We start from the raw sequence: 24,451 nt of genomic DNA, 5'->3' as shown, positions 1-24,451 counted from the left end.
TCCATATTTTCATGGTGATAGTCTGACTTAGACTGTTTGTCTTCATCACAGACAAGGCAAATTGCAGGCCAACAGGGCAGACTTGTTGTTAAATAAATGTAACGCTATGATTAATAAAATTTTTCAATTTTGATGCTGTTATGGGCATCACTGTGTTTGACCGCTGCCAGTGTTCCGTTATTTATCAGTCACCTGTGGAACACTGTACCAAAATGGAACACTTGAACATGCCGACTCAAGCAAGTACTTCACAGCAGGACTGGCTGGCTGACTCCTGGCGTCGTTGCCAGTTAGCGGGTTTGAATGAGAGCAAAACTCCGGACAATATCCGGCTGAACAATGACCAGCTGGACGAGCGGCGTGCGCAGGCAGCTCAGCTGATTCAGCTGGTCGAACAGTTTGCCGTCCCGCTGTTTAATCAGGTTTTTGCGGGGACCAACAGCCGTCTGTTGCTGGGGGACACTGAAGGCGTGATCATCAAAGCCTGGGGACAGGTTCGTTTCGAAAAACGTCTTACCACCATTTCACTGGAGTCCGGCGTCTGTTGGCAGGAAGGGGTAAAAGGAACCAATGCGATAGGTAATGCACTGACCGAGAAGCAATTTATCACAGTCGTTGGCGATCAGCATTTTATCCGCCAGCACCGCTTTATCAGTTGCTCGGCCGGGCCCGTGTTCAGTGCTTCCGGCGAATTGCTCGGTGTGCTGGATATTACCAGTGAACAGCAGGTGCATTCTGAACAAACCCGGCTGCTGGTGCAGAATATGGTGCAGCTGGTCGAGAATGCGCTGCTGTGCCAGTTGCCGAATGCCATGATGCGCATCGATTTAGCTTGTGATAAAGCTTTGTTGCAAACAGGCTGGCAGGGGATATTGGTGACGGACGAGGAAGGGCGGATACTGGCTCACAATACGGTGGCAGAACGGTTGTTGGGACAGACACAGGTATTGGGGCGTCAGCTGGATGAGATTATGGCCGATACCCGGAAAGGCACGGCCAATGCTCAGTCTCTGATCTTTGAAAAGCACCGAATAATGCCTGCCTCTGTCTCGGGTTACCGCCATGCCAATTCCTTATCGCCATCTTGTCCGCTCCACTTTGGTGATGACAGAATCGAGCGTGCCTGGCAGCAAGCCTGCAAGCTGATCGAGAAAGACATCAGCTTATTGGTGCTGGGTGAAACCGGAGTAGGCAAAGGCGAATTTGTGAAACAGCTGCATCGTTACAGTTCAAGGCGGCATGCGCCACTGGTCGCGGTTAACTGTGGTGCGTTACCGCCCGCTTTAATTGAGTCGGAACTATTCGGGTATGTGTCGGGGGCTTTTACCGGCGCAAGCCGTCAGGGGCAGCAGGGACGAATCAGGCAAGCGGATAAAGGGATATTGTTTCTGGATGAAATCGCAGACATGCCTTTAACAGCGCAAACCCGTCTGCTGCATGTTTTACAGGAAAAAGAAGTGATCCCGGTAGGTGCAAATCAGCCTGTAGTCGTGGATATTCGTATCATCGCTGCGACCCATAAAGATCTGGCAGCAGCGGTGGCACAAGGGCATTTTCGCGAGGATTTGTACTATCGGCTCAACGGCTTGATTCTGACCTTACCGGCTTTAAGGGAGCGACAGGACAAAGCGGCACTGACGGAAGCCATGTTGCGGCAATACTGTGAATCGACTATGTCTGTCTGCCCGATACTGGCAGCGCGGCTGGCAAGTTACCATTGGCCCGGCAACATTCGCGAGCTGGATAATACGCTCAAGGTCGCGGCTGTGCTGGCAGAAGGCGAAGCCGAGTTAACACTCGCGCATTTGCCTCAGTATCTGGTGGCACAATTACCTGACGCCATGGTGCATGAATCCTCAGGTCCGGCCAGGAAACTGGAGGCCACCATTTCAGAAACCTTGCTGGATACCTATCACGCAAATGACGGTAATATTTCCCGCACCGCGAAAATGCTGGGGATCAGCCGCAATACCTTGTACCGGCGCTTACGAAAAATGGGCATGACCTAAGCCTCTGTCAGCCCTGAAAAAAAACAGCCCGGTCATTGACCGGGCTGTGGATTGATAACGATATTCAGATTCGTCAGGCGCTGGCCCGCTCGCCACTGATTTCTTCATCGCTCTCGAAAATGCTGTTGTCAGCTTGTCCCAGAACCCGGGATGTCACTGTACCTGCAGTCATCGAACCGCTGACATTCACCGCAGTCCGGCCCATATCAATCAATGGCTCGATGGAAATCAGCAGGCCAGCCAGAGCCACCGGCATATCCAGCGCAGACAGAACGATAATCGCAGCAAACGTTGCACCGCCACCCACACCGGCAATACCGAAGGAACTGATAGTGACGATCGCAATCAGGGTCATCATGAAGCCCGGATCCAGCGGGTCAATGCCCAGCGTTGGGGCAATCATCACCGCCAGCATGGCCGGATACAGGCCAGCACAACCGTTCTGACCCATGGTGGCACCGAACGAGGCAGAGAAGTTAGACACCGCTTCACCGTTACCCAGTTTTTTCACCTGAGTCTCAATGTTCAGCGGCAGGGTACCTGCGCTGGAACGTGAGGTGAAGGCAAACGTCAGCACCGGCAGGATCTTTTTCAGGAATCGAATCGGGTTCACGCCAACACCGGCGACCAGAATCAGGTGCATGACCAGAATCAGGCCTAAGCCTACATAGGAAGCGACCACGAAGTTCAGCAGGTTCAGAATGTCGCTGTAGTTCGAGCCGGCAACGACTTTGGTCATCAGCGCCAGTACACCGTACGGTGTCAGGGCCAGTACCATACGCACCAGCGTACGGACCACTTCCTGCGCAACATTGACGAAAGTTTCCAGGCTCTTACCCAGTTCAGGCTGAGTGCGGATAACGGTCAGGCTGGCGACACCGATGAACGCGGAGAAGATGACCACGGCAATGGTTGAGGTCGGACGGCTGCCGGCCAGATCGGCAAACGGATTACCCGGGAAGAAAGAAATAATCATGTCTGCCAGAGACAGGGTTTCTACCGAGGCCAGACGGGTCTGCAGTGCTTCACCACGGGCAATTTCACGCGCGCCCTGAACAATGCCTTCAGCGCTCAGACCGAACAGATTGCTGACCAGAATACCGATCAGAGCCGACACGGCTGTGGTTGCCAGCAGGATACCGATACTCAGGCCTGAGATCTTGCCCAGTGAACCGGCATTTTTGACTTTAACGATAGCGGCGATAATCGACACCATGATCAAAGGCATCACAATCATTTTCAGCAGGCTGACGTAGCCTGAACCGACAATACCGACATATTTGAGTGTGGTGGCAATGGCTTCATCCCCGGCACCGTAAATAAACTGCAGCGCCGCACCAAAAATGACACCCAGTCCCAGACCGGTAAATACACGCTTGGACAGGGTTTGATCACTTTTTTGTTGTTTCACCAGAAAGGCAATCAGCAGCGCAAATACCGCCAGGTTCACGATTAGAAACATACTTCTCTCTATTCATAAGGTATCCAGCCTGCATAACATGTTGCGCAGAACTGTCAAAAAATGTTTTCAGCATCATAGGGATTAAGCGGAGTTTAAGGAATGTTTCCTAATTACTTTAACTATTCAAAAATCGAACATGTTAAAACTAAATGGAATATTGATGAAGATGTAACCGATTGAAGAGGAATTATTGTGCAGTGACAGCCAGCAATGAGCTGGCTGTCGTATTGAGGTGTGTCAGGCGGCGGTGTTGTTAGCGACAGGTTGCACAACATTCACAGGTGCAGCGCTGTCGGCCATGTCGCGCAATTTCTGCCACCATTTGCCCAGTGTTTCGTGCCAGAATCGCTCTGTTTGCTCCAGATACTGGGCTTTGGGCGCGTATTTCAGCCAGGGCTGATGGATCTCATCACTGGCCAGGTAGTTGGTCGGGGCGGGGGTCGGGCTCAGGCCCGCCTGACTAAACTCAGCAATGGCACGCGGCATATGGCTGGCTGAGGTCACCAGTACCAAATTGCGTTTACCGACCACAGAAGCCGCCTGAAAGGCTTCTTCCCAGGTATCTTTTGCGGTTTCCAGCAGAAGGACATCCAGCTTATTGACTCCTAAGGCAATGGCTACTTTTGCCATCATCCGGGCCTGACTGATTTCGGTGCCTCCGTCATAGCCTGACAGGATGATTTTGGAGCCGGGTGACAAGTTATGAATACGGATGGCTTCAGCAAGGCGCATCAGCGAGGCACGTGACAGTTCAGAGGTGATAGGCAGATCTTTGTCGACCACATGGCTGTTGCCTAACACCATGATGTAATCCACCGGCTGTCCGGATGGAATATAGCCTTTATACTGGCGTTCCAGAGGGGTCAGCAGGCTGCTGGAAACAGGCTGAAAGGCGACCAGGAAAATACCCAATAAAGAGACGGCCAGCATGTACCCGGCCAACTTATGCCGGCGGGTAAACCAGAGTATCATCAGCCCTGTGATGCCCACGATCAGCAGCAAAGGAAGGGGCATCAAAAAAGCTGACAAGATTTTTTTCAGTTCAAACATATCAGGTCGTCCGAAATTTCAGCAATTGAGCTTGAATACGCGCTCCAAGTCTTTATTACTCTAAAGCTTGTGACACAATAAGCATCTGACTAGGCCACTATCATAACGAAAACTGACGTGATCAGAGATCGAAATTTTGATGATTTAGCCCAAAAGTTCTCAGAAAACATCTACGGTACAGCCAAAGGGCTGATCCGTCAGACTGTCGTATGGCAAGATTTGGAGCAGATTTTACATACCCTTGACGCGAGATCAGCACCGCAGGGCACAGTATTGCATGTGCTGGATGCTGGCGGCGGAATGGGACAGTTGTCGCAATTAATTGCGAAACGTGGTCATAAAATCACTTTATGTGATCTTTCTGGAGAAATGCTGAAACTGGCGGGTGCGGAAATTGCCAAAAATGGCCTGCTTGAGCAATATCGACTCATACATTGTCCGGTGCAGCAGGTTGATCACTATCTGGATGAGCCGGTCGATTTGATTTTGTTCCATGCGGTGATGGAATGGCTGAGCGATCCCCGTGCAGCACTCGAACACCTGATGACACAGCTGAAACCGGGCGGAATAATCTCCGTCATGTTTTATAACCAGAATGGCTTGCTGTTTAAGAACCTGATTTGCGGTAATCTAACCCACGTAGAACAAGGGATGCCTCACCGCAAACGATTCAAGCTTCAGCCCCAGTCGGCACAGACACCGGAAGAGGTGTATGCATGGCTCACGGAAGGCGGTTTTACTCTTTTAGGGAAAACCGGCGTAAGGACTTTCCATGATTACATGCGTACCGACAGGGTGGGTGAGTACAGTCTTGAGCAATTACTGGCGATGGAGCAGCGTCTCTGCCGCCAGGAACCGTATTTATCTTTAGGGCGCTATATCCATGTATACGCTCAGAAACCGTTGCAGTAAGAAACATCAAGCCGGTTGCAAGTAATAAATCTAACAAATAAGGACAACGGATGAGTGACCAATCCCAGACTGTTCCTGAGCTGGTGACCTGGGTGAAACAACATGAATTCGCCCTTAACCTGCCAACGGAAAGACTGGCATTTTTATTGGCGATTGCCGTGTTAAGCGGTGAGCGTCTGGATGAGGAACTGGGGGAAGGTGAGCTGGTTGACGCGTTCAAGATTGTGAGCGACATGTTTGACCAGTCGAAAGACACCCTGGTTTTCCGCGCCAATAACGCAATCAACGAACTGGTGCGCCAGCGTCTGATTTCCCGTTTTACCAGTGAAATGACAGAAGGTGCCAGTATCTACCGGCTCAGTCCGTTGGCACTGGGGATTGCCGATTACTACGCCCGCCATCGCGAATTTTCATCGATGAAACTGTCGATTCAGCTGGCGATGGTAGCCGATGAGCTGACCAAAGCCGCGGTGGCTGCCCATGAAGGCGGCAATGAACAACACTGGAAAATCAACGTCTATGCGGTACTGAAGTATTCAGTGGCCGAGATTTTTGATCGTATCGATCTGAACCAGCGTACGATGGATGAACAGCAGCAGCAGGTGAAAGAAGATATTGCTGAACTGCTCAATCAGGACTGGCGTGCGGCCATCACCAACTGTGAAAGCCTGCTGAATGAAACCTCCAGTACGTTGCGCGAGCTTCAGGATACCTTGCAAGCTGCCGGTGATCAGCTGCAAACCCAGCTGCTTGCCATTCAGGATGCGGTCAGCACAACCTCGGATCTGGAGCTGGAATATGTCGAAGGCATGGTGTATTCCCTGCAGGCAAAGCTGGACCGGATTATCAACTGGGGCCAGCAGGCAATCGATCTGTGGATCGGCTACGACCGCCATGTGCATAAGTTTATCCGTACCGCCATTGATATGGACAAAAACCGTGCCTTCAGCCAACGCTTGCGCCAGTCGGTCGCCGAGTTCTTCGACGCGCCATGGCAGCTCACTTACGCTGATGCTGACCGCTTGCTCGACATGCGCGATGAAGAACTGGTGCTTCGCGACGATGAAGTGACAGGTATCGTGCCGGAAACGCTTGAATTTGAAGAACTGAGCCAGGTCAATGATCAGCTCAGTGAAAGAATTGCTGAAATGCTGGATATCCATAAATCTCAGGGTGCTGCCATCAATCTGGGCGCTTTGATCCGGGAATACCTGGCCCAGCATTCCCATGCACAACATTTTGATTTAGCTCGTATTATTGTCGATCAGGCCGTGAGGCTCGGTTATTCCGAGTCGGATTTCAGTGCGATTCAGCCTGATTGGGAACTGATCAACGACTACGGAGCCAAGGTACAAGCCAATGTCATTGACAAATATTGAAGAATTTATGCCAGAGAATCTGGCCAAAGCCATTGCCAACCCTTTGTTCCCGGCATTGGATAATGCACTGCGTTCGGGTCGTCATGTGTCCAGTGAAGATCTGGACAACCATGCGTTTCTGCTGGAGTTTGAGCAGGACCTGATGCTGTTTTATAAGCGCTATAACGCAGAACTGGTCAGGGCACCGGAAGGCTTCTTCTATCTGCGCCCCCGCTCCACCTCACTGATTGGCCGTTCTGTGCTGTCAGAACTGGATATGCTGGTCGGAAAAGTGCTGTGTTTCCTGTACCTGAGTCCTGAACGTCTGGCCCATGAGGGGATATTCACCAATCAGGAACTGTTTGATGAGCTTCTGTCGCTGGCCGATGAAAAGAAACTGATGAAGCTGGTGACTAACCGGGCGTCAGGCTCTGATCTGGATCGCGAAAAGCTGTTCGACAAAGTGAAAACCTCCCTGCGCCGCATGCGCCGTCTGGGCATGGTGATCATGCTGGGCGACAGCGGTAAATTCCGTATCAGTGAAGCGGTGTTCCGCTTTGGCGCGGATGTGCGTAACAGTGATGATATCCGGGAAGCTCAGCTTCGCCTGATCCGTGACGGTGAAGCCATCGTGCATCAGCAATTGCCGACTCAGTCCAGTCTGATTGAGGCAGAGCAACCGAATGACACTGAAAGTGATGAAGAAACCGAGCAAGAGGAACACGCCTGATGGAGCGCGGTAAGTACCAATCTCTGACCATGGTTAACTGGAACGGCTTCTTTGCCCGGACATTTGATATTGACCAGCTGGTCACCACACTTTCCGGCGGTAATGGTGCGGGTAAATCCACCACCATGGCTGCTTTTATCACGTCTTTGATCCCGGATCAGAGCCTGCTGCACTTTCGGAATACCACAGAAGCGGGAAGTTCCAATGCCTCCCGGGATAAGGGATTACACGGCAAGCTCAAACCTGGCGCCTGTTATTCTGCGCTCGATATCGTCAACTCGAAAAACCAGCGCATTATTTTTGCGGTGAAACTGCAGCAGGTTGCCGGCCGGGACAAAAAAGTCGACATCAAACCTTTCCTGATCCAAGGCCTGCCGTCAGCGGTGAAACCGACGGATATTCTGGTGGAAACCCTGTCTGAGAACCAGGCACGGGTGCGTCAGATCAATGAAGTGAAAGACGCTGTGTCGCAGTACGAAGGGGTGCAGTTTAAAACCTTCTCTTCTGTCACCGACTACCATACACAGATGTTTGAATTCGGCGTCTTGCCGAAGAAGCTGCGTAACAGTACCGACCGATCGAAGTTCTACCGTTTAATCGAAGCATCCCTGTACGGCGGTATTTCCAGTGCGATTACACGCTCGCTGCGCGATTACCTGCTGCCGCATAATTCTGGCGTGAAGAAAGCCTTCCAGGATATGGAAGCGGCGCTGCGTGAAAACCGCATGACGCTTGAAGCCATAAAAGTCACCCAGAGCGATCGTGACCTGTTTAAACATCTGATCACAGAAGCGACCAATTATGTGGCGGCCGATTACATGCGTCACGCCAATGAGCGTCGCATCAAACTGGAACAGACGCTTGGCCTGCGCAGCGAATTGCTGGGCTCACGCCAGACGCTGATAGATCAACAGCAGGTGTTCGGCAACCTGTCGCAAGAGCTCGACGAGCTGAAAGACAACGAGAGCGCGCTGGAGCAGGATCATCAGGCGGCGTCGGACCACCTGCAACTGGTTCAGACAGCCGTTCGTCAGCAGGAAAAAATTGAGCGTTACCGTGATGATCTTCTGGAGCTGACTGAGCGTCTGGAAGAGCAGGTCATGATCGTGGAAGAAGCGGCCGAGCAACTGGCACTGGCGGAAGAACAAGCCATGCTCAGTGAAGATGAGGTCGACAGCCTGAAATCTCAGCTGGCCGACTATCAGCAGGCGCTGGATGCACAGCAAACCCGTGCCTTACAGTACCAGCAAGCCGTTCAGGCCCTGGAAAAGGCCCGTCAGATTTCGGCCGATGACACGCTGAGCCCAGAGAATGCCCCTGAGCTACTGTCCAGCCTGAAACAGCAGCAAGACAGCAAAACCACAGCACTGCTGGCACTCAAACACAAGCTGGATATGTCTGCAGCCGCGGCGCAGCAATTTGAGCGTGGTCTGCAGCTGGTGGTGACTATTGCCGGTGCTGTTGATCGTGCCTCAGCTGGTCAAAAAGCCCGTGAATTACTGGCAACAGGCCGAGAATTACGGATGATTGCTCAGCGCAGTGAACAGCTGAGTGCTCAGTATCGCGACCTGGAACGCAGCATGCGTCACCAGCGCCAGGCTCAGGAACTGGCAGATACCTACGCGAAACGGTTTGCCGTTAAGATTGATGGCGAGCTGGCGCTAACTGAAGAGCAGGCCCGTCACGAAGCGACTTTAGAGAGTCTGGAGCAGAATCAGTCTGATTTGGTGGAAAAACGCAGCGAGCTGCGCCGCCAGGAACAGCAGCTGTCCAAAGACATCAGCCTGCAGGAAGGTAAAGCGCCGGCCTGGATTGCTGCCAGCGATGCGCTGGAGAAACTGGCAGAACAATCTGGTCAGGATCTGTACGACAGCCAGGCGGTGATGACGGCCATGCACCAGACGCTGGAGTCTGAGCGTGACGCTATTCATGCCAGAGACAAGCTGGCGGTGCGCAAGCAAAATGTTGAACATGAAATCGAACGCCTGGCCTTGCCTGGCGGCAGCGATGATTCCCGTTTGCGTGTGATTGCCGATGTGCTGGGTGGCACCTTACTGTCCGAAATTTACGACGACATCACGATTGATGATGCCCCGTATTTCAGTGCCATGTACGGCCCTGCCCGCCATGCCATTGTGGTACAGGATATTGCGTCTGTCCGCGAGAAACTCTCTGGTTTGGATGATTGCCCGGATGATCTGTATATCATCGAAGGTGAGGCGGACTCGTTCGATGACAGCAGTTTTGTTGTCGACGAACTGGAAGGCGCAGTGTGCGTTCAGCTCAATCAGCAGCAGCTGCGTTATTCGCGATTCCCGAAAGTACCGCTGTTTGGCCGGGCCGCCCGCGAGCAGCGTCTGGCAATTTTACGTGAAGAGCGTGATCAGATTGTTGAGGATCACGCCAAGGCCTCTTTCGATGCGCAGAAACTCCAGCGTTTGTATCAGAGCTTCAATGCCTTTGTCGCCAGTCATCTGGCAATTGCGTTTGATGCCGATCCGGAAGAAGCTATTCGCATTGCGCGTGAAAAACGGAATCAGATTCAGCGTCAGCTGAATGATACTGAAGCCACTGAGCAGCAGCAGCGCAGCCAGCTGACCGCTGCACGTGAAGGCTTATCGCTGTTATCTAAACTGCAGCCGGTTGTGGCCTTATTAGAAGATGAGACGATTGCCGCCCGTCTTGAGGAAGTGGAGCAGCAGCTTGCCCAGATTGACGAAGCACGCCATTACCTTGAGCGTCACGGCAAGGCACTGGAAGAGCTGGAAACTCTGGTGTCAGCACTGGATACAGACCCTGAGCGGTTTGATGCCATGCAGGCCGAGTACCAGGATGCGGACCAGGCACTTCAGACACTGAAAAGCCAGATTTTTGCCCTGGCTGATCTGGTTGAACGTCGCCACCACTTTGGCTATGCCGATGCGGTTGAGTTGCTGAGCAAGAGCTCTGAGCTCAACGAGCAACTGAAAACCAAACTGGAAACGGCGGAACGTGAACGTACCCGTCACCGTGAGAGCCTGAAACAGGCACAGACTCAGAGTAACCAGTACAACCAGTTGCTGGCGTCGCTGAAAAGCTCACATCAGGCCAAGCAGGAAACCGTACAGGAATTTGAGCGTGAGCTGCAGGAACTGGGCGTTCGCGCCGATCTTGAGGCGGAAGAGCGTGCACGCCTGCGTCGTGATGAGCTGCATGAGCGTCTGCACAGTTCCCGTAACCGTCGCAGCGAGCTGGAAAAAGCCACCACGTCACTGGATATGGAAATGCGCACGCTGGTGAAGCGCCTGCGCAAGGTGGAAAAAGACTATATCGACTTACGCACCCTGGTGGTGAACACCAAAGCGGGCTGGTGTGCTGTATTGCGTCTGGCCCGGGAAAGTGATGTTGAACGTCGCCTGCATCGGCGCGAAATGGCCTACATGACGGCCGACGAACTGCGTTCTCTGTCAGATAAAGCTCTGGGGGCACTGCGTCTGGCCGTGGCAGATAATGAAACGCTGCGGGATGCACTGCGTGCTTCTGAGGACGTATCGCGTCCGGAACGAAAAGTCCTGTTCTACATTGCGGTGTACCAGCATCTGCGTGAGCGGATTCGTCACGATATTATCCGTACCGACGATCCGGTTGAGGCCATCGAAGAGATGGAAGTCGAACTGGCCCGTCTGACCGAAGAGCTGACGGCACGTGAAAAGCGTCTGGCGATCAGTTCAGACAGCGTGGCGAATATCATCCGCAAGACCATCATGCGGGAGCAAAACCGCATCAAGATGCTGAACCAGGGGCTGCAGAACATCAGCTTTGGCCAGGTGAAAGGGGTGCGTTTGAACGTGAACGTGCGCGAAACCCATGAATCTCTGCTGACGGGTCTTGCCGATCAGCAGGATCAGCATCAGGATTTGTTCGGCAATAATCGTCTGACCTTCTCTGAAGCCATTGCCAAGCTGTTCCAGCGACTGAACCCGCATATTGATATGGGTCAGCGCTCACCGCAGACCCTGGGCGAGGAACTGCTGGATTACCGGAACTATCTGGAACTCAGCATTGAAGTGAACCGTGGCACAGATGGCTGGCTGCAGGCGGAATCGGGCGCCTTGTCAACCGGTGAGGCCATTGGTACCGGTCAGGCTATCTTGCTGATGGTTGTGCAGAGCTGGGAAGAAGAAGCCCGCCGTCTGCGCGGGAAAGATATTATTCCATGCCGACTGCTGTTCCTGGATGAGGCCGCGCGACTGGATGCCAAGTCTATCGCGACCCTGTTCGAGCTGTGTGATCGTCTGGACATGCAGCTGCTGATTGCCGCGCCAGAGAACATCAGCCCGGAGAAGGGCACCACCTATAAGCTTGTACGTAAGATCTTTAAAGATCGGGAACATGTCCATGTGGTGGGTTTGCGTGGTTTTGGCCAGGAACCGAAAGGTGAACCGGAACCGGGCAGACAACTCGAGTTAGACCCGGCCTAAAGCCTGATGAAAAACAAAAACCAGCATGGAAACATGCTGGTTTTTTTGTCCTATCTTTTTCCTGCTCTCTCCGGCCCTCTGACTTGAGGGCTTTTGTATCAAGCGCTGTCTGAACGATCACTTCGCCTCTTTTTGTCCTGCTTACGCATCATCATGCGGTCAGTTTTGTCTTGTTCCTAAGACCTGTTTCTCAATCGTTAGTGTCACTGTCGATAGCGCTTTGCGGCTCGGTAGAGTGCCTAGAATTTTAGTGTTGGAGTCGGCCATCTGACTAACCACCCAATGCATGTTTCAGGCGTGGCGGCCGGGTTGGGTGAATAGTGAATAACGAATGAATAAGTTTTGTCGTAGGGGTGATGACATGAAAAGTATAATTCTATTAATGCTCGCCATGATGGCAGTGGCGGGTTGTAGTGATTCAGGCAGTGCGGATAACGCTGCGAATACACCATTGGATTCAGATGGTCAGCAGGAAGTGCCCGTCACGATTGAAGTCCCTGAAAATCCGGGTACGGACCCTGGTGATCCCGGCGGTCCTGGTAATCCCGGAGACGGCTATGACGGCCCACGCAAAGTGTGTCTGGCTATTACGGGGCTGGAAATTAAAGGCAGTGCCGGCAACATCATTGAATACACCAATGAAGTGATTGAAGAGGCGCTGAAGTCAGATCCTGATTGTGTACCACCATCAGAAATCATCAATGATGCGCTGCCAGAAGGCATGGTGCTGATTGATTTACTGCATATGAGCAATGATTTGGCTTATCTGCTGAAAGGCGTGGGCCTGCCGGTTGATGACTATGTAAGTGTGACCCTGAATATTAACGATCAGGGTAGCTACGGCGGTGGTTATGATATCGATCTTGATGGTGATATTGATATCAGCACGGGCAGCCCATACTCCTATGTCCAGGAATACGATGGCGATTACAAGAAAATTGACCTGGGCGGTAAGCTGGAATTTGCAGGCTTTAATCTGAAAGACAAATACGGCTACCCACAAACTTACTCGATGATGATTGACCCTTACAGTGCTTTTGATATGCAGGATAACGGGGCTTACGGGTTGTCTGGTAAAGGGATGTGGCTGGTCAATAAACTGGATGCGGTCGATGTTGTCGGTGAAATCCTGGATTCAGCTTGCGTGCAAGACAGCCTGAAACTGATTTATCTGTTCAAGTCTGATTCCGATGGTCCAAGCTCAGGTGATCCTGATTATGTGACCACTGCGAGTCAGGATGATAACGGAGGCTATTCCTACGGTATGGCAAGTATACCGAAAGGCTATTATGACTTCGAAATCATGTGCGATGTCGATGATGCTATCCCTGAGTTTTCCGGTTACGGTAGCTACGATGTTGAAGTGACAGATAACGCTGACGGTAACTATGATATCTACTGAGTTACCGGGTTAATGTAAACACAACCGGTCGACTTTGTTCGACCGGTTTCTTTTTATCACAAGCTTGAATTCTTGCTGAACAGCTAGTCGATCATGCTGAAAATGCGGTTTTTTAGCTTTTTACACAAGATCAATATCTCATTTTTACGCAAAAATAATCTTAGTGTGTTCAGAACAACTCTTTGATTCCCGTCCTCTTTATCAATAATGTCGATGTTTTTAGTCGCGATTGCCCAGATAGGGTTGGTTGTTTTTTGACCTGTCATTCATTAAAGTTCTCACCATTGCGTGTACAGGAACCAAAGAGAAACAACTATGAATTTCAGTGGCAAATTGCTTTCACCGGCGTTGAATGGACTCACACTACTTAAACAGATTGCACTCAGTTCAGTATTTGGTGTCGCTGTGATGGCGTATGGTATACAGCCGGTTCAGGCATCTGTAACCACCAAGCCGACCAATCATCTGAAATCGACACTGAAATACGTGGAGCTTGAAGCGGAAGCAGGTGATAAGAATATGCAGCTTTTCCTGGGCCGGGCATATCTGGAAGGGAATAGCGGTATTGAGGCCGATCCACTGAAAGGACTTTACTGGCTGGAAAAAGCCGCGGTAGATATGCCTGAAGTGAAAACAATGATCGGCGATTTGTTCAAAAAAGGCCAGTTGCTGCCGCAAAATAATGAGCTGGCGATCAACTGGTACAGCAAGGCGGCCAGAGAGGGAGATATCCCTGCGATGGTTGAGTTAGGCAATTATTATGCTTCCGGCGCTGCAGGAGGCGAAGTGAACTGCGGTAAAGCGATTCACTGGTTTACTCAGGCATCGAATGGCGGTTCGCTGGATTCAAAACGTAACCTGGTTTGGTTATATGCCACCTGCTCTGATGAAAATGCGCGCGACGGTCATTTAGCGCTGAAGCTGGCGAAACAGCTGGTCAAAAAGTCTGAGGCAGATGCGGGTGACTATGACAATCTTGCCGCCGCTTATGCTGCCTGCGGCCAATTTAACCAGGCGATCAGAGCGCAGGAAATTGCTCTTGAAAAATTAGAGCAGGACGCAGAAGCGCAACGCATTGCCAAGTTTACTCAGCGCTTAAGGCTCTATCAGCAAAACCAGACAATTTACAGTGCTTCACTGTAATCCCCTTTTCGCATAACAACACCTGAACGGTTATTTCTTCTCCTGTTATGCATTCAAGCCTTCACCTTGTTGTGAAGGCTTTCTTTTGTCCCATTTCGAAGACAGATTTTTTACATCAATTGGCAGTATTTTGCCGATAATGAATGCATAGCTGTGTTTTTTGTAATGGGCGATGTTGTGATTCCTCCCGAACGTGATATTTCCGATATTGTCACCCGTGGCACTCTGGATTTCTCATCCGGCGAAAACCGACTGAGCGCCGTGGGTGGTGAAGCGGGTATTCGTAAACTGGCAGATGCATTTTGTCAGTGCATGGAAACGCACCCTGAACTGGCTGTGATCCGGGCCAAATACCCGGACGATCTGACTGACTATCGTGAAGCGCTGGCGACTTTTCTGTTGAGCTGGATACGGGGTGAAGTGCCGCTTTACACAAAGTCCAACGGGCGGCGTTATCTGAATACCAACCGGCGACGGGTACGTCTGAACAGCACCGAGAAAGAGGCATGGCTTCGGTGTATGCAGCAGGCGCTGGATACTCAGCCTTTGAGCGAAGTGTTTAAGCGGTACGTCATGGTGCAGTTAACTTTGTCGGCTGAGATGACACGTAAGCGCCAGGATGAACAGCACCCGGACTGACAGGAAGGGCCAACCACAGGCTTGTCAGAGAATTTTACAACCCTCACTTCTGTAACCTGTTTTTTTGATTAAAAACAATCGCTTACCATTTGGCCTCATATTTGCCTTCTCAATCTGTAGCGCATGTAGTAGGCAGAGGGGCAAAGGATGAAGGTATTAACTGGTTTAACCATGACAGCACTGTGCTGTCTGGGGGTTTCGGTCAACGCAGCTGAAATCAATTTAGCGGCACCGGGTGTTGATCAGGCTGTACTGACGATGGGCAACCAAGGTGACAGTTATGTCGCGGTTTATCAGCAAACCGGGGCCGGGTCGGGTAACCTGGGCTCTTTCCTTCGTGTTCAGGAAGGAGGAAATGGTAACGGGAACGGTAATAGTAATGGGGATGGAAACGGTATCCAGGAAGGGTTTAATACCGGTACGACAGATCCCTACATGATGGATCAGCATCCGTCGGGCAATTTTACCCGTGATGTGACGTTTTCTGAGCTGCAGTCGCTGGATGGATTCTTCGCCTTCATACTGGATGCCAATGAAACCGGGAATAATAATGAAATTGTACTGACGAACCTGATGCTGTTCTCAACCAGTGTTGCCAGCCAGAATGTGGATGATATTGCCAACTTGCAGAGCAGTACTTTGCTCTGGAGTCTGGACTGGGATGATAACGGTGCTTTTCAGGATAACTCAGTGCGTCTGGATACCAGCAAGAATAACAACGGCCCAGGTAGTGGTGCGACGGATCTAGTGTTCTTAATCAATGAGAATTACTTCGCTAATATTCCCGCGGGTCAGAACAATTTTGTGCTCTACTCCAGCTTCTCTGAGTTTGATTCAGGTTATGAAGAGTGGGCACATGGCCAGGTGGCGTTTGATCCGGATGGGGGCGATTCGCCAACCCCGGTTCCTGAACCTGGCAGTTTAGCTTTACTGGGTCTCGGCTTACTGGGTTTATTAAGCCGCCAGTCCAGACGCCGCCATCAGGCATAACCTAGTCATAAACTGTGTCGGAAAGGGAGCCTGTGCTCCCTTTTTTGTGCGTGAAAGCGCTAATCTTGCGGAGACTTCAATAAGTCTTCCAGCGCCTGAATGGCAGCATTGACCCATTCCTGTAAGCTTTCAGCCTGAGATAAAGGGCCAGGGCACTCAGTGCGCTGAATCTTGATAGACATAACTTTTTACCTCCCTATTGAGTGTAGTTCGGCCGGGTCACCTTCTGACTGTCTTAAAAGGACAGACACGAAGCCTTACAGGGGCAGGCACAAGGGCGGTTAGGTGTCGATTGATTCCATTGCCAGTCTTAAAAGGACAGACACGTTAGCTTTACAGGGACAGGCATAAAGGGCGGTTAAGTGCCAATTGATTCCATTGAGGAATGAATTGATATCTTAGCTTTCGCTGTTAACGGGTGATGAGGGATGTTAATTTTCCCGGCCATGGGGACAGGGCCCCATCGTTTTCAGGAAGAAGTATGGACATCTCTTTAGACATTCTCGCGATTTTATTCTTCGTGGCCGGGCTGGCTGCCTTTATTGATGCCATTGCTGGTGGTGGCGGACTGCTGACCGTGCCTGCGTTATTGGCAGCCGGTGTGCCGCCGACGCAGGCGCTGGCAACCAATAAACTGCAAAGTTCCTTTGGCAGTTTTTCAGCGACCTATTATTTTGTCCGTAACGGCCTGGTCGATCTCAGGCAAATGGTGCTGGCAATCCTCTGCACTTTTGTCGGTTCAGCCGTGGGGGCAGAACTGGTGCAAGTGATTGATGCCGGTCTGTTGACGACCATGATTCCTGCCTTGCTGATTGTCATTTCTCTGTATTTTCTGTTCGCGCCCCAGGCCAGTATCCACGGTGGGAAAGCGAAAATTTCTGACGGACTTTTTGCCTTTACCGTCGGCACCAGCATTGGTTTTTATGATGGCTTTTTCGGGCCGGGGACCGGCTCATTGTTTACCATTTGCTTTGTCACTTTGGCCGGTCTGGGCATAGTGGAAGCCACTGCCCGCACGAAAGTGCTCAATTTCACCTCCAATATTGCCGCGCTGATGTTCTTTATCATGGCCGGTCTGCCGGTATGGGAGATCGGCCTGGTGATGGCGGTAGGAGGATTTATCGGCGCCAGAATCGGCGCTAAAGTGGTGGTCAGTAACGGACGAAAGCTCATCCGCCCTATGGTGGTGATCATGTCTATGCTGATGGCAATAAAGCTGCTGTGGGAACAAAATCCGCAATGGTTTCAATAAGGTGCTTCACGCGTTCTGAGCGGTAACTGTGCTGGCGGTAGCAAAGGTAAATCGGGCGGACAAAGCCGTCCAGAAACGCAAAATGCTGGCAGTGGTGCTCTTTGATTGCCAGTGTCTTCACCACCGAAAGCGGCACCAGCGCCGGGGCTGCGCCGCCCAGTGCCAGCTTGGCGGCGGCGGTGTAGGAATCCATTTCCATCAAAGGTCGGATTCCCGCCTGCTGTAATAATCCCGCCTGATAAGCATTGGCCGGATTGCTGAGATCATTGGTCAGCAGGCACTCTGGCGCCTCAGCCAGTGGCTGATTGAAGACCAGAGTAAAAGGCTCATCAAATAAATGCCTTGCCTGAAGCCCGTGATGCGCGGGCAGATGACCGGCACAAAACCCGACGGTTGCATCACCGGCCTGTACTCGCTCAACAATGACAGGGGTGTGGTGGGTATTGAGCACGATATGTGGATCGTCTTTCAGAAAGCGCCCCATCAGGGCGGCCAGATAACCAGCCACCAGGGTTTCTGAACAGGCCAGAATAATCGGACTATGATCCCGAATCGCCTGCTGATCGAAGATCTGGCCTTTTAATTCATTGAAACCGGGGCCGACCTGCGCCACGAGTGCCTGCGCATCCGGGGTTAATTTGATATTGCGGCCATCAGGCACAATCAGCTTTTTGCCCAACCGTTGTTCCAGCCTGGCGATACGTTTACTGACAGCACTCTGGCTGATGTATAAACGGCTGCCGGCACGGCTCATGGTGCCTTCTTTGGCCAGTACCAGTAATGTTTCCACACCTTCAAGCAGCACAAATAGCTCCTGGTGCATGATTGATGAATTGTTGGAATGGATGATAACAAAGCCAGCAAGGGGAGGCGATGGGCGAGCGGGGAAATAACAGATAAACCGCCAGTCAAACTGCCCGGCGGTTTATCGGAAAGGAAGCTTAGTGATGACCTGAGGTGTCGTCGGGATGCGTTTGCGTAATACTGCCGACTTCCAGCATAGGCGCCACATCCAGGTGCTCGGCATTCATCATGGAAGAAATACGTTGTACCGACGACAGCAGCAGCGACTGTTCCCATTCGTCTAACTGCTGAAAACGGGAGACAAAACTTTCCTGCAAAGGCAGAGGGGCTTTATCCAGATTCGCCAAGCCTTCAGCGGTGAGATGCGCGTGCACTTTTCGTTTATCCAGCTTGCTTCTTTCTCTGACGACAAGGCCACGTTTTTCCAATCGGTCAAGAATGGTTGTTGCAGTTGCCTGACTCATATTGGTGTTGCTGGAAAGCTGGCGAATCGTCACTTCACCTGAATCGCGTATGGCTTTCATCAGTACCAATTGCGGTCCGGTCAGACCGGTTGATTTGTTCAGTTGTCTTGAATGCAGGTCGATCGCTCGGATTATTTGTCGCAGGGCGATGAGGACTTCTTCATGTTTGTCCATGTTGCTCTCCCACCTTGTTGCCGCACGGAACATCAGGTGATGGATTGTTGCGTGATAGAAACGGCAAAAGCACTTATTGATTCAGTTTGTCTGAGTAGTCAGCTGACGTGATGGTTTGTCTTTTTCAGTCAGACCTTCAGTAAAGCCAAAATTCTAGCACGCCAGTGAATAAGCCAGCTATCAAAAATGCTGTAAAAACCATGATTTGCTCGATTTATCAGCTTCTGACATCAGGAAGCAGCGACGAACAACTCAGGTATTTCCTGATAAACAGACTCGCTGTCGATTCCTGCTGATCATTTCTATTGTAGATTAGTGGAATAGTTATCGGCCCCACACTGTAATCTTGATAAGGAGCGGAGGACTATCCTGAGGCACGCGAATGAAAATGATTAAACCTTCACCACAAAATACCGCATTTTTTTGTTTGTACGGATTTTGGTCACTATTTTTCAAATTGTTTCTATTTGTTGCTTGTTATTGTTGTTTTTGTGAATAATAATAATTCTCAATATAAGCCTCATTGTTTTTAATTTCACCAAGGACGATACGCCCAAGATGAAAAAGACTTTTCCCCTTTCTCTGTTGGCCGCTTCTGTTGTGGCCTCCGCTTCCGCACATGCTGCTGTGTCTAAGCAAGATGTCGTCAGCCATTATGCAGATATTGCTTTTCATGTTTTCAGTGATGCCCAGACAACGGCACACAATCTGGACAAAGCCATTGATGCTTTGATTGCTGCGCCTTCTGAAAAGACGCTGGCTGAAGCCAAAGAGGCCTGGAAGCTGGCTCGTATCCCTTATCAGCAATCGGAAGTGTTTCGTTTTGGTAACCCGGTTGTAGACGACTGGGAAGGCCAGCTGAATGCCTGGCCTCTGGATGAAGGTCTGATCGATTATGTTGCTCAGGGTTACCACCACGAGCTGGGTAATGACGGTGCAACGGCCAATATCATTGCAAACGAAACGATTCAGGTGGGTAACGCGACGATCAATGCGGTGCAAATTACGCCTGAGTTACTGGCGGATATGAATGAAGTCGGTGGTTCTGAAGCTAACGTCGCCACTGGTTATCACGCCATTGAATTTTTGCTGTGGGGCCAGGATTTGAACGGGACCTCTGCAGGCGCCGGTGCGCGTGCTTATACCGATTTTGCCAATGGTGAAGCTTGTACCAATGGTCATTGTGATCGCCGCCGGGCTTACCTGAAAGCGGCGTCTGAGCTGCTGATGACCGATCTGGACTGGATGGCCAAGCAATGGTCTGCGGCCGAAAAAGGCAATTATCGCAGCGAGTTGCTGGCAGATTCACCAGATAACGGTTTGCGGAAAATGCTGTTCGGGATGGGATCGCTCTCGCTGGGCGAACTGGCCGGTGAGCGTATGAAAGTGGCACTGGAAGCTAACTCGACCGAAGATGAGCATGACTGTTTCTCAGACAACACCCATAACTCACATTTCTATGATGAGCAGGGTATTTATAACGTTTACACCGGGACTTATAAGCGTGTTGATGGCAGCACCCTGACAGGGCCGAGTATCCATGATCTGGTCGCTGAGAAAGATCAGCAAGCGGCCAAGGCCATCCATGCTGAATTCGACAACGCCCGCTCGCAGGTTTATACCCTGGTTGAGTCGGCAGAAAAGAATAATCAGCACTTTGACCAACTGATTGCGGCCGGCAATAAAGCCGGTAACCAGCTGGTGAATGACGCCATTTTGGCGCTGGTGAAACAAACGGCGGAAATTGAGCGAGCTGCCAGTATTCTGGGTGTAACTAACCTGAACCCGGATACCGCGGATCACCAGTTTTAAGCGTGATGATGTCAATTTATTAAAACTATAAACAAGGGCTCATCTGAGCCCTTTTGCCGTCATGATGTGTACCAGAAGAATTGAAAATGTGAGTGTGTATTAACATGAAGTTGAAGTCCTTTGCAGCCAGGATGGTTGCGTTTTCTTTGCCGCTGGCGATCGCTTTGCCAGCCGCGGCCCAGCAAAGCAGTGGAACAGCGGCTACGGCTGATCTTTCACAGCTAAAGTCAGGTGGAGCAACCAGTGTCACGAAAACCGGTGCCAATGCCTATTCGATGCCTGCGGCGAATCTGCCGTTAATTCAACGCCTGGACTTTAGCGTCGGTAACAGTTTTTTCCGTAATCCTTGGGTACAGGCCCCCGCGACCACAGAAGCGCGAGACGGATTAGGGCCCTTGTTTAACACCAATGGCTGCCAGAATTGCCACATCAAAGATGGCCGGGGGCACCCGCCGGAACCTGGCGATACCAACGCTGTGTCTATGCTGGTGCGCTTAAGCATTCCAGCCCTGACACCGGAGCAGAAAAAAGCCCTGATTGTCGATGGTGTGATTCCTGATCCTGTCTATGGCGGTCAGCTGCAGGATTTTGCTTTGCCTGATGCCAAGCCCGAAGGTCAGATCACAGTGACATACACGGATGTACCGGTCACTTTTTCGGATGGCGAGATCGTCACACTGCGCAAACCGACGCTGGCGATCACGCAGCTGAATTATGGCGACCTGCACCCGGACATCATGATGTCGGCACGGATTGCTCCGCCTATGATCGGCCTGGGATTGCTGGAGCAGATCCCCGAGCAGACCCTGGTATCGCTGGCAGCAGCCCAGCAGGAAGAAGGCAAAGGGATTTCCGGCCGTCTGAACCGGGTCTGGGATGTTGAAAAACAGCAAACCGTTGCCGGCCGCTTTGGCTGGAAAGCTGGTCAGCCGACACTGATGCAGCAAAACGCCGGTGCGTTTAACGGTGATCTGGGCCTGACCAGCCGCCTGTTTCCGGTTGAAAACTGCACCAGCGGTCAGGAGGTCTGTCAGACAATGGCCAATGGCGGTTCCCCCGAAGTCAGCGATAAGATCCTGAATTTTGTTGAATTCTATTCCCGTCACCTGGCGGTACCTGTGCGCCGCAATCTGGATGACCCACAAGTAAAACGCGGTGAGCGCTTATTTGCTGAGGCAGGGTGCGGATCTTGCCACCAGAGCAAGTTGCAGACAGCCAAAGTCGACAGTTTGCCGGCTCTGTCTGAGCAGACCATTCACCCTTATACCGATCTGCTGTTGCATGACATGGGAGAAGGCCTGGCGGATGGCCGTGGCGAGTTTCTGGCTAACGGCCGGGAATGGCGCACCGCACCGCTGTGGGGGATTGGTTATACCGAGGAAGTGAATGGCCACACCTATTTCCTGCATGACGGCCGGGCCCGCAATCTGATGGAAGCTGTGCTCTGGCATGGCGGTGAAGCGCAGGCCAGCCGCGATCAGGTGCGCCAGCTGGGTCAACAGGACCGGGAAGCCTTAATCGCTTTCTTGCATTCACTGTAAGGACATGAAAATGAAAAAAACGATGATTGCACTGGGTTTGATGTCACTGATGACAGGGCTGACTGGGTGCAATGAAAATCAAGAGGCAGTCAGCGCCACGATTCACCAGCAGCATGTTAAAGCTGTCGGCGCATTTACAGAAGCCGCCCGGGAGCTGGAGAGTACCGTCGAGACGCTTTGTCAGGCAAACACGGATGATCATCTGGCCGCAAGCCGCGCAGCATGGCAAGTGCTGATGCAGGATTGGATGGTATTACAGGGACGGGAAAAAGGCAGTGAAGCAGCACTGGCACTGACCTGGCAAATTCAATTCTGGCCGGACAAGAAAGACATTACCGGGCGAAAAATGGCGCAGCTTCTTGCCCAGAGTACACACTGGAACGCGGCATTACTTGCCGATCAAAGTGTCGCCGTACAGGGAGCAGGTGCCATGGAATGGTTGCTGTATGCCCATCCTGAACAATTGAAGCAGCCGCAGGGCTGTGAGGTAGCCACAGCAATAAGCCAGCGCCTGACACAGAGTGGGGAAGCCCTGATTGAAGCCTGGAAAGCCAATCCCTGGCAGGCAATGACACCGCAACTGGCATTGAGCGAATATGTTGGCGCCCTGACTAATCAGCTGGACTTTGCCATGAAGAAGCTGACATTGCCGATGGGCAAACCGGGTCATCCGCGTCCTTATCAGGCTGAGTCCTGGCGATCTCAAACATCAATGCGCAATCTGAAAGCCAATGTACAGGCCATGCAGTCGCTGTATCTGGCTGAAGGGAAAGGGCTGGATGCCTTGTTACGGGCGCAGGGAGAAATTGCACTGGCTGATCGTATCGCCGGTGAGTTTGACAGTCTGATTGCAGGCTGGCCGCAAACTGCCAGTATGGGGGCGTTACTGAAAACACGCGACGGCTATCGCGACCTCATTCGTATTTATAACAGCCTGGAGTACATTCGTTTCGCACTTCATGATGAAGTGTCGCCAGCTTTGGGCATAGTCGTAGGATTTAATGCAACCGATGGTGACTGATTTAACACGACGCGCGCTGCTCAAAAAAGCGCTGGGTACCGCGATATTGCTTCCCACCGCCGGGCTGCTGTCGGCCTGTGCTTCAGCAGAACACAGTAAGGGACAGCTATCCGGTACAAAAGACGGTGATCGCATCATTGGTTGCAGCAGGACGCCTGACGGCCGTTATGCCGTTGTTGTGGCAGACTCGCGCGGCCGGCCTATACACCAGATAGCCCTGCCTGAACGTGGACACGGGGTGGCGATTCAGCCTGGCGGCGCGCTGGCAGTAGCTTTTGCCCGTCGTCCGGGGACGTATATGCAGGCTTTTTATCCGGCAACGGGAGAGATGCTGCCGCTTCGCCGTGCCGACCAGAACCGCCATTATTACGGTCATGGCGCGTTTTCTGCTGACGGCCGTTACCTGTTCGCAACCGAAGGGGTGAGCACAACCAGTGAAGGTGTGATTGGCGTTTATGATACGACAGCCGGTTTGCAAAAAGTGGCTGAATATAAAGGATTTGGTATTGGCCCGCATGAAGTGGTGCTTGCCGATCCGGACACCCTGGCGATAGGGGTCGGGGGGTACATACCTTGGGCCGCGAACCGTTAAATCTGGATACCATGGAGCCTGCATTAGTGTATCTCGATATTCAGAGCGGAAAAGTTGTCGAAAAAGCTGTGCTGTCAGACAAAAGACTGAGTATCCGGCACCTTGCGGTGACAGATACCGGTGATATTGCCTGCGGTCAGCAATACCGGGGACTGCCAGAGCAGGCCGCGCCGCTTGTCCATCTGCATACACGGGGCGGCGCGCTTCGCCCGCTGCTGGCCGATGAAGAAGACTGGATGCGGTTTAACCATTACATTGCCAGTATTGCCAGCCTGGATGGTTATCTGCTGGCGACCTCGCCACGAGGTAACTGCTATGGCATCTGGCGTGAAGAGACTGGCGAGCTGGTGGATTTGCAGCCATTGACGGATGCGTCAGGAGTGGCAGTCAGCCAGGGGCAGTGGCTGGTGGGTTCAGGAGCGGGAAAAGTTCTGACCCGCACGCCGCTCCATCCGGGGCGGATCGATCAATCCGCAGTGATGTGGGACAACCACTGGAAATTGCTGTTCAGTTGAAACTTTGAAACAACGGGCATTCGAAGATCTCACTACCTTTATAACTATAAACAGGAAAAGCATCGAGTTATCGTTTGAATTCAAGCGATAATCTCTTTGCTTTGCCATAATGATAGTGATG

Annotated in this window: 18 protein-coding genes and 1 pseudogene; 14 read left to right on the top strand and 5 right to left on the bottom strand. The window is 51.8% G+C overall.

The features are described 5' to 3' along the window. The first annotated feature begins 227 nt into the window (after positions 1 to 227). Positions 228 to 2,009 carry a sigma-54-dependent Fis family transcriptional regulator gene (locus tag P4S53_RS18040; protein WP_337113771.1) on the top strand — a complete coding sequence of 594 codons (1,782 nt, stop codon included), beginning with the start codon at positions 228 to 230 and terminating at the stop codon, positions 2,007 to 2,009. Between the two features lie 73 nt (positions 2,010 to 2,082). On the opposite strand, the gene P4S53_RS18035 is transcribed toward P4S53_RS18040, so the two are convergent. Together P4S53_RS18035 and elyC are read right to left on the bottom strand one after the other, a co-directional pair. Continuing rightward, the gene (locus P4S53_RS18035) at positions 2,083 to 3,471 is read right to left on the bottom strand and encodes an L-cystine transporter (protein WP_337113770.1); all 1,389 of its coding nucleotides are present in this window, start codon (positions 3,469 to 3,471) and stop codon (positions 2,083 to 2,085) included. A gap of 237 nt (positions 3,472 to 3,708) precedes the next feature. Then, the gene (gene elyC, locus P4S53_RS18030) at positions 3,709 to 4,521 is read right to left on the bottom strand and encodes an envelope biogenesis factor ElyC (protein WP_337113769.1); all 813 of its coding nucleotides are present in this window, start codon (positions 4,519 to 4,521) and stop codon (positions 3,709 to 3,711) included. 117 nt (positions 4,522 to 4,638) lie between these two features. Here elyC and cmoM point away from each other — a divergent pair, with 117 nt between their 5' ends. From cmoM to P4S53_RS17990, 8 genes are all read left to right on the top strand, one after another. Beyond that, the gene (cmoM, locus tag P4S53_RS18025; RefSeq protein WP_337113768.1) at positions 4,639 to 5,433 is read left to right on the top strand and encodes a tRNA uridine 5-oxyacetic acid(34) methyltransferase CmoM; all 795 of its coding nucleotides are present in this window, start codon (positions 4,639 to 4,641) and stop codon (positions 5,431 to 5,433) included. A 50-nt stretch (positions 5,434 to 5,483) separates the two neighbouring features. Continuing rightward, positions 5,484 to 6,812, top strand: a complete 1,329-nt coding sequence (mukF, locus tag P4S53_RS18020) for a chromosome partition protein MukF (RefSeq protein ID WP_337113767.1) — start codon at positions 5,484 to 5,486, stop codon at positions 6,810 to 6,812. Beyond that, the gene (mukE, locus tag P4S53_RS18015) at positions 6,793 to 7,521 is read left to right on the top strand and encodes a chromosome partition protein MukE (RefSeq protein WP_337113766.1); all 729 of its coding nucleotides are present in this window, start codon (positions 6,793 to 6,795) and stop codon (positions 7,519 to 7,521) included. Before mukF ends, mukE begins: the two co-directional genes overlap by 20 nt. Beyond that, positions 7,518 to 11,981: a chromosome partition protein MukB gene (gene mukB, locus P4S53_RS18010; protein ID WP_442958694.1), complete on the top strand. Its 4,464-nt coding sequence runs from the start codon at positions 7,518 to 7,520 to the stop codon at positions 11,979 to 11,981. Before mukE ends, mukB begins: the two co-directional genes overlap by 4 nt. A gap of 361 nt (positions 11,982 to 12,342) precedes the next feature. Further along, positions 12,343 to 13,383 (top strand): hypothetical protein, encoded by a 1,041-nt coding sequence (locus P4S53_RS18005; protein WP_337113764.1) that lies wholly within the window; start codon positions 12,343 to 12,345, stop codon positions 13,381 to 13,383. Positions 13,384 to 13,698: 315 nt separating this feature from the next. Further along, positions 13,699 to 14,526, top strand: a complete 828-nt coding sequence (locus P4S53_RS18000) for a tetratricopeptide repeat protein (protein ID WP_337113763.1) — start codon at positions 13,699 to 13,701, stop codon at positions 14,524 to 14,526. 153 nt (positions 14,527 to 14,679) lie between these two features. After that, a complete protein-coding gene (locus tag P4S53_RS17995; protein ID WP_337113762.1) occupies positions 14,680 to 15,165 on the top strand; it encodes a globin domain-containing protein in 486 nt (161 codons plus the stop codon). 147 nt (positions 15,166 to 15,312) lie between these two features. Continuing rightward, positions 15,313 to 16,155: a PEP-CTERM sorting domain-containing protein gene (locus P4S53_RS17990; protein WP_337113761.1), complete on the top strand. Its 843-nt coding sequence runs from the start codon at positions 15,313 to 15,315 to the stop codon at positions 16,153 to 16,155. Positions 16,156 to 16,214: 59 nt separating this feature from the next. On the opposite strand, the gene P4S53_RS17985 is transcribed toward P4S53_RS17990, so the two are convergent. Beyond that, positions 16,215 to 16,337, bottom strand: coding sequence for a hypothetical protein (locus P4S53_RS17985; RefSeq protein ID WP_337113760.1), 123 nt, complete (start codon positions 16,335 to 16,337; stop codon positions 16,215 to 16,217). Between the two features lie 299 nt (positions 16,338 to 16,636). Between P4S53_RS17985 and P4S53_RS17980 the strand changes: the two genes are divergently transcribed. Further along, positions 16,637 to 17,407 (top strand): TSUP family transporter, encoded by a 771-nt coding sequence (locus P4S53_RS17980; RefSeq protein ID WP_337113759.1) that lies wholly within the window; start codon positions 16,637 to 16,639, stop codon positions 17,405 to 17,407. Here P4S53_RS17980 and P4S53_RS17975 read toward each other — a convergent pair. Next, complete coding sequence (locus P4S53_RS17975) at positions 17,352 to 18,212, bottom strand: LysR family transcriptional regulator (RefSeq protein WP_337113758.1); 861 nt, start codon at positions 18,210 to 18,212, stop codon at positions 17,352 to 17,354. The two genes, P4S53_RS17980 and P4S53_RS17975, sit on opposite strands and share 56 nt — an antisense overlap. A 136-nt stretch (positions 18,213 to 18,348) precedes the next feature. Next, complete coding sequence (locus P4S53_RS17970) at positions 18,349 to 18,849, bottom strand: MarR family winged helix-turn-helix transcriptional regulator (RefSeq protein WP_046219768.1); 501 nt, start codon at positions 18,847 to 18,849, stop codon at positions 18,349 to 18,351. Between the two features lie 558 nt (positions 18,850 to 19,407). On the opposite strand from P4S53_RS17970, the gene P4S53_RS17965 reads away from it, so the two are divergent. The 4 genes and pseudogenes from P4S53_RS17965 (at position 19,408) to P4S53_RS17950 (ending at position 24,330) form a co-directional block, all read left to right on the top strand. Beyond that, complete coding sequence (locus P4S53_RS17965; protein WP_337113757.1) at positions 19,408 to 20,661, top strand: imelysin family protein; 1,254 nt, start codon at positions 19,408 to 19,410, stop codon at positions 20,659 to 20,661. A 104-nt stretch (positions 20,662 to 20,765) separates the two neighbouring features. Beyond that, positions 20,766 to 22,202, top strand: a complete 1,437-nt coding sequence (locus tag P4S53_RS17960; protein ID WP_337113756.1) for a di-heme oxidoreductase family protein — start codon at positions 20,766 to 20,768, stop codon at positions 22,200 to 22,202. Positions 22,203 to 22,212: 10 nt separating this feature from the next. Then, positions 22,213 to 23,223: an imelysin family protein gene (locus tag P4S53_RS17955; RefSeq protein WP_337113755.1), complete on the top strand. Its 1,011-nt coding sequence runs from the start codon at positions 22,213 to 22,215 to the stop codon at positions 23,221 to 23,223. Further along, positions 23,213 to 24,330: pseudogene (locus tag P4S53_RS17950) on the top strand (DUF1513 domain-containing protein). Before P4S53_RS17955 ends, P4S53_RS17950 begins: the two are co-directional and overlap by 11 nt. Positions 24,331 to 24,451 lie beyond the last annotated feature (121 nt).

Origin of the sequence: Photobacterium sp. Hal280 (assembly GCF_037162255.1) — a bacterium.
GTDB lineage: Bacteria > Pseudomonadota > Gammaproteobacteria > Enterobacterales > Vibrionaceae > Photobacterium.
Note: the sequence above shows the minus strand (reverse complement) of the source record. Positions and strands in the feature narration are given on the sequence as shown.